The organism is Pseudomonas sp. P5_109 (assembly GCF_034009455.1).
Lineage (GTDB): Bacteria > Pseudomonadota > Gammaproteobacteria > Pseudomonadales > Pseudomonadaceae > Aquipseudomonas.
Genome location: NZ_CP125380.1, coordinates 3,575,049 through 3,589,489, shown reverse-complemented (window position 1 = coordinate 3,589,489; position 14,441 = coordinate 3,575,049). Strand labels below are relative to the sequence as shown.

Annotated in this window: 11 protein-coding genes; all 11 read right to left on the bottom strand. The window is 61.9% G+C overall.

Annotated features, from left to right (window positions below):
* Positions 1–139: 139 nt before the first annotated feature.
* A complete protein-coding gene (locus tag QMK54_RS16100; protein WP_320400860.1) occupies positions 140–751 on the bottom strand; it encodes a hypothetical protein in 612 nt (203 codons plus the stop codon).
* A 91-nt stretch (positions 752–842) separates the two neighbouring features.
* Positions 843–3,200, bottom strand: coding sequence for an efflux RND transporter permease subunit (locus QMK54_RS16095; RefSeq protein ID WP_413787336.1), 2,358 nt, complete (start codon positions 3,198–3,200; stop codon positions 843–845).
* On the bottom strand, positions 3,197–4,330 hold the full coding sequence (locus QMK54_RS16090) for a WD40/YVTN/BNR-like repeat-containing protein (protein WP_320400859.1): 1,134 nt from the start codon (positions 4,328–4,330) through the stop codon (positions 3,197–3,199). The genes QMK54_RS16095 and QMK54_RS16090 overlap by 4 nt, the downstream gene beginning before the upstream one ends.
* 80 nt (positions 4,331–4,410) lie before the next feature.
* Entirely contained in the window at positions 4,411–5,763 is a 1,353-nt protein-coding gene (locus QMK54_RS16085) for a DUF1329 domain-containing protein (protein ID WP_320400858.1), read from the bottom strand.
* Between the two features lie 16 nt (positions 5,764–5,779).
* Positions 5,780–7,651, bottom strand: coding sequence for a DUF1302 domain-containing protein (locus QMK54_RS16080; RefSeq protein ID WP_223588733.1), 1,872 nt, complete (start codon positions 7,649–7,651; stop codon positions 5,780–5,782).
* A 247-nt stretch (positions 7,652–7,898) separates the two neighbouring features.
* On the bottom strand, positions 7,899–9,389 hold the full coding sequence (locus QMK54_RS16075) for a DUF1254 domain-containing protein (protein WP_110662375.1): 1,491 nt from the start codon (positions 9,387–9,389) through the stop codon (positions 7,899–7,901).
* Positions 9,390–9,849: 460 nt separating this feature from the next.
* Positions 9,850–10,917: an alpha/beta hydrolase gene (locus tag QMK54_RS16070; RefSeq protein WP_320400857.1), complete on the bottom strand. Its 1,068-nt coding sequence runs from the start codon at positions 10,915–10,917 to the stop codon at positions 9,850–9,852.
* A gap of 164 nt (positions 10,918–11,081) precedes the next feature.
* On the bottom strand, positions 11,082–12,440 hold the full coding sequence (locus QMK54_RS16065; RefSeq protein ID WP_223588727.1) for an ATP-binding protein: 1,359 nt from the start codon (positions 12,438–12,440) through the stop codon (positions 11,082–11,084).
* Positions 12,416–13,081, bottom strand: a complete 666-nt coding sequence (locus QMK54_RS16060; protein WP_223588726.1) for a response regulator transcription factor — start codon at positions 13,079–13,081, stop codon at positions 12,416–12,418. The genes QMK54_RS16065 and QMK54_RS16060 overlap by 25 nt, the downstream gene beginning before the upstream one ends.
* A gap of 83 nt (positions 13,082–13,164) precedes the next feature.
* Positions 13,165–13,602, bottom strand: coding sequence for a hypothetical protein (locus QMK54_RS16055; RefSeq protein ID WP_223588725.1), 438 nt, complete (start codon positions 13,600–13,602; stop codon positions 13,165–13,167).
* A 28-nt stretch (positions 13,603–13,630) separates the two neighbouring features.
* Positions 13,631–14,395 (bottom strand): hypothetical protein, encoded by a 765-nt coding sequence (locus tag QMK54_RS16050; RefSeq protein ID WP_110659732.1) that lies wholly within the window; start codon positions 14,393–14,395, stop codon positions 13,631–13,633.
* Positions 14,396–14,441 lie beyond the last annotated feature (46 nt).

Here is a 14,441-nt window from a genome sequence, read left to right as displayed (position 1 = left end):
GAAAAAAAATTGACCCCAGGTAAGACCGGCGTGGATTGATGCCTAAGCTCCTACTGGCCTTCGAGGCCTGACTGTAATCGGCATACCACGAGCTTTTCCAATTTTGGCCAGAAGCCGAAGACGGCTTCCACGAATAGGCCTAATACATAGATGCAACGGGGCAGCGGTTTTTCAAAAGCGGGTAGACAGTGGGGGCGAGTCCATACATAGGAGCCGGCTTGCCGGCGATGGATTCAAGTGCGCCGCGTTTATCCGGTTTACCCGCGTTATCGTTAGCGTCCATCGCGAGCAGGCTCGCTCCTACAAGGGACCGCGCAAAACCTGTAGGAGCCGGCTTGCCGGCGATGGATTCAAGTGCGCCGCGTTTATCCGGTTTACCTGCGTTATCGTTAGCGTCCATCGCGAGCAGGCTCGCTCCTACAAGGGACCGCGCAGTACCTGTAGGAGCCGGCTTGCCGGCGATGGATTCAAGTGCGCCGCGTTTATCCGGTTTACCTGCGTTATCGTTAACGACCATCGCGAGCAGGCTCGCTCCTACAAGGGACCGCGCAGTACCTGTAGGAGCCGGCTTGCCGGCGATGGATTCAAGTGCGCCGCGTTTATCCGGTTTACCTGCGTTATCGTTAACGACCATCGCGAGCAGGCTCGCTCCTACAAGGGACCGCGCAGTACCTGTAGGAGCCGGCTTGCCGGCGATGGATTCAAGTGCGCCGCGTTTATCCGGTTTACCCGCGTTATCGTTAACGACCATCGCGAGCAGGCTCGCTCCTACAAGGGGCCTCCAAACCAGTGAAGCCAAAAAAATGGGCAACCAATGGCTGCCCTTTTTGCCTTTGCCTAACCTACCGCGTGTGTTTGTTGAACATCAGCATCGACGCCAGTGCCGGCATCAACAGCAGTGCACCGAGCATGTTCCACAGGAACAACAGCACCAGCAGCAGTCCCATGTCGGCCTGGAATTTCAGGACCGAGAACGACCAGGTCGCCACGCCCAGCGCCAGGGTGATGCCGGTGAACGCCACCGAAGTACCGGTGGTCTTCAGCGCTTCAAAGAACGCGGCCTGGAACTTCAACCCCTGATGCAGGAAGCCTTCGATGCGGCTGTACAGGTAGATCCCGTAGTCCACACCGATCCCCACGCCGAGGGCAATCACTGGCAGCGTGGCGATTTTCACCCCCAGGCCCATTTTCGCCATGACCGCTTCGCACAACACCGTGGACAGGTACAACGGCGCCATGAGAGCGAAGGTGACCTTGAGCGAGCGGAACTCCCACAACACCACCAGGCTGATGATCACGAACACCAGGATCAGCATGGTTTTTTCCGATTGCTGGATCGTCATGTTGGTCGCCGCTTCGATCCCCGCGTTGCCGGCGGCTTGCAGTATCTCGAAATCGCCAGTGTCGTAGCGCGCGGTGAAGGCGTTCACGGCGTCGACCACCCGGGACAGGGTTTCAGCCTTATGGTCGGCCAGGTACAGGCTGATCGGCGCGACGCTGCAGTTGGGGTCGACGAACTCGCCCGAGACACTGGAGCGGGCGTTGTTCATCACGAACTGGTCACGGGAAAACTCGGCCCATTTCGGATTGCCCTCGTTGCGCGCCAGGATGTTGAAGCGCATCGCGTTGTACAGCGATTGCACCGACTCCACGCCCGGCACTTCACGCATCTGCTGCTCGAACTGGTTGGCCAGGTCGGCGGCGGCATACCGCGAGCACTGCTCTGCCGGGGTCTTGAACATCACCACGAACACATCCGTGCTGGTGGTGTAGTGGTCGAGCAGGTAGGCGTTGTCCTGGTTGTAGCGCGATTCCGGGCGGAACTCCGGGGCGCCTTTATCCAGGTCGCCGATCTTCAGGTCCTGGCGCGCGTAATAGCCGACCCCGAGTAGCATCAGGCTGACCACGATCAACGCCGTCGCACGCCGTGGCTGGACGATGCCCGCCACCCGGCGAAACACCGGCCATGAGGAGCGGCTGCGCTTGAGTTGCTGGCGCATGCCCCGAGGGCTGACGCCGACATAGGACATCAACACCGGGAGCAGGAACATCTTGGTGAAGATCGCTACGAACACGCCGATGCTCGCAGTGATCGCCAATTGCTGGATAACGCCGATGTCGATCACCAGCAAGGTGATGAAACCCACGGCATCGGCCAGCAAGGCGGTGGTGCCGGGAATGAACAGGGCGCGGAAGGTACGCCGCGATGCTTGCACGGGCGTAGCGCCCTGGCTGATTTCGCTCATCATCAGGTTGATGTTCTGTACCGCGTGGCTGATGCCGATGGCAAAGATCAGGAACGGCACCAGGATCGAATACGGATCCAGGCCAAAGCCCAACAGGCTGAGCAGGCCCAATTGGCAGGCCACCGTCAGCAGGCAGGTCAGCACCGTGACCGCCGTGCTGCGCCAGCACCGGCAATAGCCGTACAACAGCGCGCTGATCAGGCCGACGGTGAGGGCGAAGAACAACAGGATGTCCCTGGCGGCGGCGAGCAGATCGCCGATGATCTGCGCAAAACCGATTACCCGGATCGTCACGCCTTGCCCGGCGAAGTGCTCGCGCACCTGGGTTTCCAGGGCCTGGGTGAGGGCGCCGTAGTCCAGGGGCTTGCCGGTTTGCGGGTCGCGTTCGAGCAACGGCACACGGATGATCGCCGACTGAAAGTCATTGGCGACGAAGCTGCCGATCATGTTGGCGCGCTGGATGTTGCGCCGCACCTGCTCCAGCGAAGCGGCACTGCCGTCGTAGGTGTCGGGGATCACCCGGCCGGCACGCAGGCCTTCGGTGGTCACTTCCGACCACAGGGCGTTGGGCGTCCACAAGGACTTGAGGTTGCTGCGGTCCACGCCAGGAATGTAGAAAACCTTGTCATTGACCTCTCGCAAGGTCTCCAGGAACTCCTTGCTGATGATGTCGCCCCCGGGGTTCTGCACCAGCACTCGCAGCACGTTGCTCTGGGGGCGCAGCACGTCTTCGAACTTCAGGTAATTGGCAATGAACGGATGCCCGGTGGGAATCATCCGGGTGAAGCTGGCATCCGGTCGCAACGACAGCGCTGCAATGGCCAGTACCACCGAGGCGATTGCGAAAAAAGCCAGGACCAACAGGCGATGACCGAACAACAACCGCTCGGTGAAGCCAACGGCGCGTTGCATGGCCCCGATCCTGGTCGGTTCCTGATGGAGTGGGGCGTTCATTGAGCGTGTTCCTTGAAGGGGATCATGGGCAGTACTTGCAGGCCGGCATTGCCGACCAGCAACAGTTGGCCGGCCCGGGTTTCACTGACGTTGAGCAGTGCAGCCTTGTCCGGCGCGCGCCACTCTTCGAAGGTTTTTCCGTCGGCGCTGTACAGCAGCACCCCCGCCTGGCCGGCGAGGACCACGGCGCCCGAAGACAACTGCTTGATGCCATACAGGCTGGCTTTGACCGGCAATCGGCGGGCTGTCCAGCTGGCGCCATGGTCATTGCTGACCAGCAATGTGCCGCCGAAACCGCTGGCCATGATCTGCCCGCCGGACAGTTCAGCCAGGGCGTACAACGAGGCGTCGGTCGGCTGTTGCGTGGGCTGCCAGTGCTCGCCACCGTCGGCGCTGCGATAGAGGCGGCCGCCTTCGCCCGCCACCAGCAGGCTGCCATCGGCCAGGCCTAGGACACTGTTGAGGTGCAGGCGATCCGGGTTATCCAGGCCATTGACGGCCCGCCAGGAGGCGCCGCCGTCGTCGGTCTTGAGGAAGATGCCATAGGCACCCACCACCCAGCCTTCGCGGGCGTTGCGAAACCACAGGCCCAGCAACGGCCGCGATGGCCCCGAGGCGCTGGCGGCCTGCGCGTCGTCGAGGGCAAAGCGTGCATTGTCCAGGGCAGTTGCCAGTTGCTCGTCATCCGGGGCGGCGCTCGCGGCCTGCTCCGCGTGGTCGACTTGCGCTTGCGCCGCCTTGAGCAGCAACGGATTGACGGCCCGGCCATCGAGCTGCTTGCTCCAGGATTGGCCGCCGTCGGCACTGTGCAGGACCACGCCGTCGTGACCAACCGCCCAGCCGTTGTGGGCATCGACGAACTGCACGGCGGTCAGCAGCAGGTCGACCGGCACCTTGGCCTGTTGCACCCGTCCGCTGTTGTCGCGCAGCAATATATGGCCGGCAGCGCCGACCATGACCTGTCGATCACCGACCGCCTGGACATCGCTAAGCAGTGCATCAGTCGCCAGCGCCGTGGGTTGCGACGCACGCTCCAACCGGTCGTTGAGCATCGCGGCCTGTGCGGTGAGTGCCCCGCCCAGACCAAGCAGTAGGGCGAAAGCGGGGCGTAGGGGGAATTTGAGTGTCATGGAGCACCCTGTTTTTCTGGGGGGAATACGTCGAAACGGGCGATCAACCGGTACTGACCGCCCGACAGGCTGTGAAAGACTTAGCGGCCGCTGCGGCGCAGGGCGGCGGTGCTGAAGTCCTTGAGCTCGGCCTTGATGCCGAACTGGGCGCGTTTTTCTTCGTTTTCCAGACCCGAGACGATGTAGCGACGGGCCTGCAAGTCATAGGAAACGTCGCTGATGTGGATCGCCGAGAGCACGTCATAACGCTGCAGGCTGTGGGCTTCCTGCACGCGCCAGAGTTCGCCGCGACCGTCATACAGGTCGGCGGCGAGGATTCCCCAGGTGTCTTCGTCGATGTAGAACACGCGCTTGCCGTAGATATGGCGCTGGCCAGGCTTGAGCGTGGCTTCCACCACCCAGACACGGTGCGGTTCATAGCGGATCAGATCCTGATTGAGGTGATCCGGCTGGATGATGTCGCCGTACTTGAGGGTGTGGGAGGCCAGTTTGTAGGTGTTGTAGGGCACCAACATGTCTTTCTTGCCGACCAGCTTCCAGTCATAACGATCGGGCGCGCCGTTGAACATGTCGATCATGTCGTTGGTGCGCAGGCCTTCGGAGGTCGCCACCGGCGAGTCATAGGAGATCTCCGGCGCGCGCAGCACACGGCGCTGGCCCGGGTTGTAGGTCCAGGCGAGGCGAGTTTCAGTGGTCTGGTCGATGGGCTCGTGCACCAGGTTCTGGCTGCCCGCCACGCTTTCCGGCGAGGTGACCTTGCCCAGGTAGTAATACAGGCGGTTCGGTTCCGGGTTGCCCATGGCCGACGCCATCATCACCGAGACGTCACGGCGCACCGGGGTGAACTTGCCGTTGGCCTGCACCACCATTTCGGTCGGGTAGTAGTGATAACCACCGGCCCGATAGCGAACCATGTGGTTGTAGATGGCTTCCAGACCGGTTTTCGGGATCGGGAACGGCACCGAGGTGCTCTGGTAATTGAGCATGCCGTTGCCATTGTCGGCCAGGGACACCGTGGCCGCTTCCTTGCGGATTTCGGCGTATTCGCCTTGCGGCAGGGCCGCGCTGCGATGGCTTGGATACACCTGCATCTTGAAGGTCGGGTACTTCGCCAGCATGGCCTGATAGCCGGGTGTCAGCTCGGCCTTGTACTGCGCCATGTCGGGGGCGGTCACGGTGTACAGCGGCTTTTCACCGGCGTACGGATCGACATAGTCCTGGGCCGGGTTGTAGCCGGCCGGCGCGGCGCTCAGGCCGCCGGTCCAGGCCGGGATGGTGCCACTGGCGTTTCCGGCTTTTTCTGCGCCCACGGGCGTCAGGTCGGTGCCCAGGCGGGCGATGTCCTTGGCATCGAGGGCGGCCAGCGCCGGGGCACTGGCAACACTGATCAAGGCGCCGAGGAGGGTGAGGCGAAACAGTTTTTTAGGGTTCATGCTGAAATCTCGTGTACTAGAAGCCCATGCGCAGGCTGAGGGAGATGAAATCCTTATCGGTGGGCGCGAAAGGGGTGTTGCCAGTGCCCGACCAGGACACCTCGGCGGAGTAGTCCTGCAGGTAGTCAGCACGCAGGCCGACCGAACCCAGCAGACGGTCTTCGACGAAGTTGCCGTCGTAGGACCAGCCCTGGACGTCCTGGCCAAACGCCATGAACGGCGACAGGTTGACCCCGGCGAATACGCCCGGGTAGTTCAACTGGGCACGCAGGCGATAGCCCCAGGAGAACTGCGTGGTGTAACCGTCCTTGGAGCAGGCGTACTGCTTGTATTGCTGCACCGTGACTCCGCCGGCACAGCCGGTTGCGCTGCCGGAAGCCAGGTCGCTGCCGTAGATTTCGGTCTTGTTGTAGCGACGATCCGCCTGGTCCGGCAGGTCGTGCATGTACTTCATGGCCGCTTCGCCCATCAGGTTCAGGCTGTCGGCGCCCAGCACCTGCGGGATCGACTTGATGAAACCCAGGGAAAACTGGGAAATCTTCAGGCGGTCGTAACCGTTGTAGACCGAACCCGGTGCGGCATTGATGGCGTCGTTGCCCAGGGTCAACGGCTGGCCAATGAGCGCGGCAGTGCCAGCGGCATTGCCGGCGAAGGCCGGGATCAGGTCACCGGTCGCCAGTTGCACCGGCTGGTTGGGGCGATAGCTGTACTCGCCGAACACCGAGGTGCCCCAGACGTTGGTGGAGAAACTCAAGCCGAAAATCCGGATGTCTTCAGGGAAGTCGGCAAAGTAGCTGGCGTTTTTCGCCGCGTTGCCGGGGGCCAGGTTGGGATCGCGCCAACCAGCACCCGTCGGGCCGTAAAGATCGGTGTTGATGCTGGCGTAGGGCGTGCGTGAATGAATGTTCATGGCGTAGGCGCCGAACTCGGTGTCGATGGTGTCGGCGAAGTAGCGCAGCGACACACCGTACTGGCCGCTGTCGCGGGGATCGTTGTCCGGCCCGCGGGTGATGTACTGGCTGGCTGCGTAGGAGGCCGGGTCATTGGCACCGGCGCGCGGCACGCCGTAGCAACCGTCGGTGATGTAGTCGTTGCTGGAGAAGAACGTGCCGCAACCTTCCAGGGTCGAGGCCTTCCATTGCAGTTGGTAGAAGGTTTCCAGGCTCAGGTTGTCGGTCAGGCCGAGGTTGCCATAGAGCATCGGCACCGGCACCAGCGCTTCCTTGAGCTGTGCACCGGGGCGACGCAGGGCGGCGGTATCGACCGGGTTGATCGCATTGATGCCGTTCTGGAAGAACAGGCCTTCGCCCCAGTTGACCACCTGATTACCCGCCCGGGCATTGAGCGGGTGATCGGCAATCTCGAAGTCGCCAAACACGTAGGCATCGAGCAGCGCCACACCCTGGAACCGGGCGAGGGTATCGAAGTGGCTGTCATCGAGCGTGCTGTTGGCCTGGTAACCATTGGAGGAATGGCCAAAGTCGACGTTGTGATGGTTCAGCGTGTAGTCGTACCAGGACTTGCCGCGAATGAACGCGCCGTAGTTTTTCCAGTTCAGCTCCATCTCACCGAGTACGGTGATGGGCGAGGACACCAGGTCGCCCTTGCGCCAGTTCAGTCGGCCGTCGTCGACGTTCCGCGCGCTGTTGGGGTTGAACTGTCCGGCATGGCCGCGCCCGATGCTGTCGGCGTTGGCCTGGTTGATGAAATTGCCGTTGGGGTTTTCCGCGCTCCAGATGGCGCCCACGCTGATGCTGCCGTTGGCGCGGCCAGTGACTTCTCCCCATTCAAACTCACCGGCGTGTGCCGACTGCATGACAGCCAGAGCCAGTGGCGAGAGGGCTAAAACAGTACAGGCCAGCAAGGTGCGACCACGGATTGGGGTCATAAAGATGCCCTCCTGATTTTTATTGTTGGGGGCTTGAGACAGGTGCGGTTTACCTGGTGCCTCAACGCCGGCGCTTCACGCGGTGGCGGCAAGGAGGACAAGCTGGAGGAGATGATGGATAGCGAGGCGGGGGATTTCAGCGCATATCACGCCAGGGACTTACCAAATGCTGACAGGGGGGGAGCGAGGTGTGCATCAGTGGGAGCGAGCCTGCTCGCTCCCACGGTTTTTTATTTTCCGGTCCGGTTCAATTGGCTTTCACTACGGCCGGTGGCGTCCAGTCGCCGTCGAGGGCATCGGCTTGCGGCCAGTAGGCGCGAATGTACAGTGAGAATTCGGCGCCTTTGGGCGATGGCAACCAGTTGCTTTCCTTGTCCTTGCCCGGCGATTCACTTTGCACGTAAAGGGTCAGCGAGCCGTCAGGGTTGGTTTGCAGGGATTTGTTCTTGGTGCCGATGGAATAGCGCTTGAGGTCATTCGGAGCGAAGAAGTGTTGTTCGTTGTACAGCGTCAGCGACCAGAAGCCCTTGACCGGCGGCAGCTTGCCCTTGGCGAAGGTGACGCTGTAGCCGTACTGGCCGTTGAGGCGCAGGCCGTTCTCATCCAGGTCCTGGTAGAAGTACTTGGTCTCTTTCTGCTGATTGACGAATATGTTCGAGCGCGCCACGGCGGTACGGGTGAAATAGTCGGTGCCGAACGCTGCGCCGTTGCTGACCGTGCTCCAGTAATTAGGCAATTGCAGGCCGTAGTTGCGGAACTGCAACAGCGGGTCGATGACTTCGCTGTCGGCCTTTTTCGCCTCGTCGATCATCGCGGCGCGCAGTTGCGGGTCGGCCTTGGCGATGGCACCCAGGGCGGCCATTTGCGCATAACGGGCTTCTTCGCCCGGCAATGGCTTGGCGTCCTTGAGCAGGGCCGGCAGTTCGTCGAAGAACTTCTCCGGGTCCACCCATTTGGTTTCGGCATTGCCTTCAGCAGCCTGGGCCGGGAATTTCGGTAGTTTGTTCCAGTCGCGCCGCTTGGCCTTGCCGTCGTATTGCGACAGTGGGTACATGTCGATGCCTGCCAGTGCCGGCTGCACGGCCTGGCGGTCGGCGGCGGTGTCGTCCTGGAACACCCGCGGGATCACGAACCCGGTGTTCGTGCGCGCCCGGTACACCCGCCGGATGCCAGGCGGCACCTTGCCGTTCCAGTCCGGGCCGACCAGCAGGTAGAAACCTGGCTGGGTGTTATACATTTTGCCCAGTTCGGCGAAGCTGTCCGAACGCAGGTCAACTACCTGGTACACCCAGAAGCGGCCGTTGAAGTCCGGCACTTGCAGCACCACTGGCTCAATGTCCAGGGCGATACTGCCGGCGCCATACACCACGTCCTGGTTCGGGCAGGCCACCAACCGCTCGGCCGGGTCGATGTAGTCACTGAGCATCGACAAGCGATTGATCGGCGCCACGGGCACAATGCCCCCCATCAAGCCAGGCTCGGGCAGGTTCTTGAAGGTCTGGCGGCGGTTGTAAATGTTGGCCATCGGCCAGGCCCAGAAATACGCCTCGCGCGCCATCATGCGTACGTACGGTTCGGTTACCTTGGTGCCGGCGACAGGACCGGAGACAGGGCCTGAAACAGGGCTGGCGACGGTGGCTTCGACTGCTTTGCTCTGGGCCGCCAGCAGGGGAGTGGCGGTGAGCACACTGACGAAGGTCAGGGCAAAGAGGGCATGGTGCCGGGTCAAACGAATCATAGAGCGTCCTTACTTGATAGCAGCCACCAGATGCAGGTGAGTTGCTGAAAAGATAGCTCATGTTTGCCGCCGCAATACCTGTAGGAGCCGGCTTGCCGGCGATGGACCCACGTGCACCGCGTTCATCCGGATCACACGCGATTTCGTTAACGACCATCACCTGTAGGAGCCGGCTTGCTGGCGATGGACGCAAGTGCACCGCGTTCATCCGGATCACACGCGTTATCGTTGACGACCATCACCTGTAGGAGCCGGCTTGCTGGCGATGGACCCACGTGCACCGCGTTCATCCGGATCACACGCGTTATCGTTGACGAGCATCGCTGGCAAGCCAGCTCCTACAAGGGACCGCGCAATACCTGTAGGAGCCGGCTTGCTGGCGATGGACTCCAGTACACCGCGTTTATCCGGATCACACGCGATTTCGTTAACGACCATCCGCGATGGTGGTTATCAGCTCTCAAAGATGGTCCGCATCGATCACCGCCTTGGCGAACGCCTGCGGATCTTCCTGCGGCAGGTTGTGGCCGATGCCGCCGTTGATCAGGCGGAACTGGTACTTGCCGGTGAAACGCTTGGCGTAATCCTCGGGGGCCGGGTGCGGTGCGCCGTTGGCGTCCCCTTCAAGGGTAATGGTTGGCACGCTGATGGACGGCGCCGTGGCCAGTTTCTGCTCCAGCGCTTCATACTGGCTCTCGCCCTCGACCAGGCCCAGGCGCCAGCGGTAGTTGAACACGGTGATGTCGACATGATCGGGATTATCCAGTGCCTTGGCACTGCGGTCGAAGGTGGCGTCATCGAACGCCCATTTCGGCGAAGCCAATTGCCAGATCAACTTGGCGAAGTCGTGGGTGTTTCTTTCGTAACCGGCGCGACCGCGGTCAGTGGCGAAGTAGAACTGATACCACCACTGCAGTTCCACCTTGGGTGGCAGCGGATTCTTGCCGGCCGCCTGGTTGCCGATCAGGTAACCGCTGACCGAGACCAGCGCCTTGACCCGCTCTGGCCACAATGCCGAGACAATGTCCGCCGAACGCGCACCCCAGTCATAACCACCGAGCACCGCTTGCTTGATCTTCAGGGCATCCATGAAGTCGATGACATCACTGGCCAGCGCCGCCGGCTGGCCATTGCGCAGGGTTTTCTCGGAGAGGAAACGCGTATCGCCATAGCCGCGCGCATAGGGCATCAGCACCCGATAGCCCTTGGCGGCGAGCAATGGCGCCACTTCGTCATAGCTGTGAATGTCGTACGGCCAGCCGTGCAGCAGGATCACCACCGGCCCGTTGGCCGGGCCTGTCTCGGCGTACGCCACGTCCAGCAACCCGGCGTTGACATGCTTGAGCGGGCCGAACGGCAAGGACGCGGGCTGGGTGGTGCCGGCAGGCGTCGCCGCTGGCTGCGCGGTGGCGGCCGTTTGCGCGTGGGCCGCGCCGAGCACGCCGAACAGGGTGAGCGCGAGAATCGAGGGGCCGACCAGGTGGCGGCGAGTCTTGCCGGTGTTGCTGTTGCGCAGTGCCATCTTCATGGGATGTCTCCATTACCAGCCATGGGTCAGGGGTGCGGTCTGTGCCCCTGCAAACCTTGCTTGCATTGAAACGCGGCAACGTATCCGGCCTGTGTCCAATCCGCCGGCTGGATGAAAGTCTGTGTATCGAGTTGTCGCTCCGACACACTGTGATACATAGAGATTCAGCCAGAGGCGCTTCTCAACTCGATCGTCACACATAACCCGCGCCGCGTGGTCTCGTCCGAGAAACTCAAGTGCACGCGTGCGCCCGTGCGCTCGGCGATGGCCTTGACGATGGACAAGCCTAGCCCGGAGCCTGCTTCCTCGGTGCCCACAGTGCGGTAGAACGGGTCGAACACGCGCATTTGTTCATCGCTGGCAATTCCCGGACCGCAATCCTTGACCTGCAGGATCACCGTGTCCTGCACCCGCTCCACCGACAGGTCGACACGCCCGCCGCAAGGCGTATAGCGAATCGCGTTGTCCGCCAGATTCTTCACCAGGATCAGCAGGTCCATTTCGTTGATGACGAGCTGTACGTCCGCGCTGCTTTCAACACCAATGTCGATGTTCTTGCGCTCCGCCAGGGGCAACAGGTCTTCCAGCACCCGTCGGTATACCTCAAGCACCGAGACCGTGGTCTGCGACCGCTCGGCGGTCGATTGCGCGGCGGCCAGGGCCAACAACTGATCGATCAGCTGTCTGCTGCGCTCTATGCCTCTGGACAGCGGCAGCAGGCGCTCGACGGCTTGCGTCGGCATGGGCGAGGCTTTCAGTCGCTCGGCTTGCAGCGACAGGGCGGTCATGGGGGAGCGCAGTTCGTGGGCGGCGTCGGCGATGAAGCGGCGCTGGGTTTCCATGGACTGCGCAACCCGCGCCAGCAAGCGATTGATGGCCACGACGAACGGGCGGATCTCGGTGGGCAAATGGAGTTCATCGATCGGATGCAGGGCCTGTTTGTCCCGTCGATCCATTTCATCGGAGAGGGTGGCGATGGGACGAAACAGCTTACGCACCAGATCGCCCACCACCAGCAACAGCACCGGGAACAGAATGAGAAACGGCAACAGGCTGCGCAAGGCGCTTTCGCGTGCCTCCTTGTCGCGGATGCCGGTTTCCTGGGCGACTACGATGCGTTCGCCGCGAGCGGTGGTGCGCACCAGCGCGCGAAAGTCTTCGCCAGCAATCTTCAGGGTCGACAAGCCATCTGCCAGCGTCGTGGGGAAGGGCAGTGGCATGACGTTGTCGTCGTTGTTGCCGACGGCTTTGCTGCTGTCGGCCAGATATTGCACGATGACCCTGGATTCTTCGTCGTCACCGGCGATTCTTTCAGCCGCGGGGTAGTGCAGGGTCATCTGCTGCCGATCGAACAGGATAGCCACTTGATGCAAGGTTTCATCCTGCATTTCGTGGGCCTCGTCGAGGGCCGAGGCGAACGCAAACAGGCCGGCCAGTATCGCCACGATCAGGATGGCCAGCGACAGTGCGACCGACAGCCGTAACTGGACCGAGTCGCTCAAGCGCTTTTTGAAACCATCCATCCCATACCCCTGACGTTCTTGATGACCTGGTTGCCCAGCTTGCGCCGCAGTGAATGAATCAGAAACTCCACGGCGTTGCTCTCCACTTCATTGCCCCAGCCATAGAGGCGGTCTTCGAGTTCGCTGCGCGACAGGATCGCCCCCGGACGAATCAACAGCGCCTGCAACAGGGCGAACTCGCGGCTGGACAACGGCATGTCGGGGTTGTCGGCGGTGCTGGCCAGTTTCGACACCAGGTCCAGCGTCACCACGCCGTTGTCCAGCAATGACTGGGCACTCCCGCCTTTACGGCGCAGCACGGCGCGCATACGGGCTAGCAGTTCGGCCATGTCGAAGGGTTTGAGCAAGTAGTCGTCGGCGCCACCGTCAAGGCCGCGAAGGCGGTCATCGAGACTGTCCCGTGCGGTGATGATCAGCAACGGCACCGGGTTGTTGCTGGCGCGAATGCTGTCGAGCACATCGAGCCCGTCCTTGCCCGGCAACCCGAGGTCCAGCAGTACCAGGTCGTAGGGCTGGGTCTGCAGTGCCGAGAGCGCGGTCAGGCCGTTTTTCACCCAATCGGTCGCGTAGCTCGCATCAATCAGCACGCCCTGGATGGCGTCTCCAATCATCGGGTCATCTTCGACCAGCAATATGCGCATGTCCCGCTCCGGAAAAAAAAGGCGCGGCGGTCGTGACCGTCGCGCCTGTATTGAAGCACCTGTACCGGCGTTTGTCCGCCCGGTTATTGCGTGCCTTTCATTGAATCGAAGGCTTTCATCAGTTCGTCCATGCGGGCCTTGCACTCGCTCTGTTGCGGGCTGCCGGCACGCAAGGCGTCGAGCGCACGGTCAATGGCTTTATCCAGGACATGCCAGTCGCTGGCGGCGCGAGGCTTGATCCCGGCTTCGGCCGAGTCCCAGGCGCTCTCCAGGTCCTTGATGCGGGCTTTCGCGCCGGGCAGGTCGTTTTTATCGACGAGCGCGGCAACGTCGGCGGCGATGGTGCGGAATTCGGAGAGATCGCCCAGTTTCGAACCGGACTGGGTTTGAGCGCTCATCGCTGCGGAGGACGAACCTGCAGCGGGCTTGTCGGCCGGTTTCGAGCAGCCGGCAGCGATGCTGAGCAGAAAGATCGACGAGACAATGGCGACGTGGCGAATGATGTTTTGAAAAAGGCGCATGACGATTCCTTGATGGACTATTGAAAGGTTATTCAGTGACGGATTTGCGGTTGCCGACGCTGATCTGCGCGACCGCCACCAGCAGGACGATGACGCACAGGAAGATCGCGCTGGTCCAGGTGGCGCCCATGCCGAGGCCACCGTAAGTCTTGGATTGGGTCAGCAAATCGCCGAGCGAGGCCCCGAACGGCCGGGTCAGGATGTAGGCGATCCAGAAGGACAGCACCACGTTGGCTCCCAGGCGCCAGGCCACCAGGGTCGCGGCGAGCAGTGCGGCGAAAATCACGGCACCGAGGGTGAAGCCCAGACCCAGTGCTTCGGTGGCCAGGTCACCGGCGGCCGTACCGAGGGCAAAGGTGCAGAGCACGGTCGTCCAGTAGAACCATTCCCGTCGTGGCGTGACGATCTCGCGGATCGACAGGTTGTGTTCCATCCGGTACCAGAGCAGAAAATTGAGTGCCAGCAGGACAGAAAACACGGCGGTGCTGGTGTACAGGCTGACGTCGAGAACGTCGGTCAGGATATCGGTGAGCTGGGTCCCGACGATGCTCACCAGCACTACGGTCAGCCAGTAGATCCAGGGCGAACAGGCGGTCTTGCGCATCTGTATGAACAGTGCGATGGCCAGCAATGTCGCCATGCCGAGGCTGGTCCAGCCCAGGCCGAGGCCGGCATCGACAGCGAGGAAGTCCGCGCCGGTTTCACCCACCGTCGTGGACAAGATCTTGATCACCCAGAATGACAGCGTCACCTCGGGTACTTTGTTGAGCCATCCGGCTGTAATGGGTTTCATGGGCGGGTTGCCTCTCCTGTGCAGCGCCAAATTTTGCGCAAGGGAG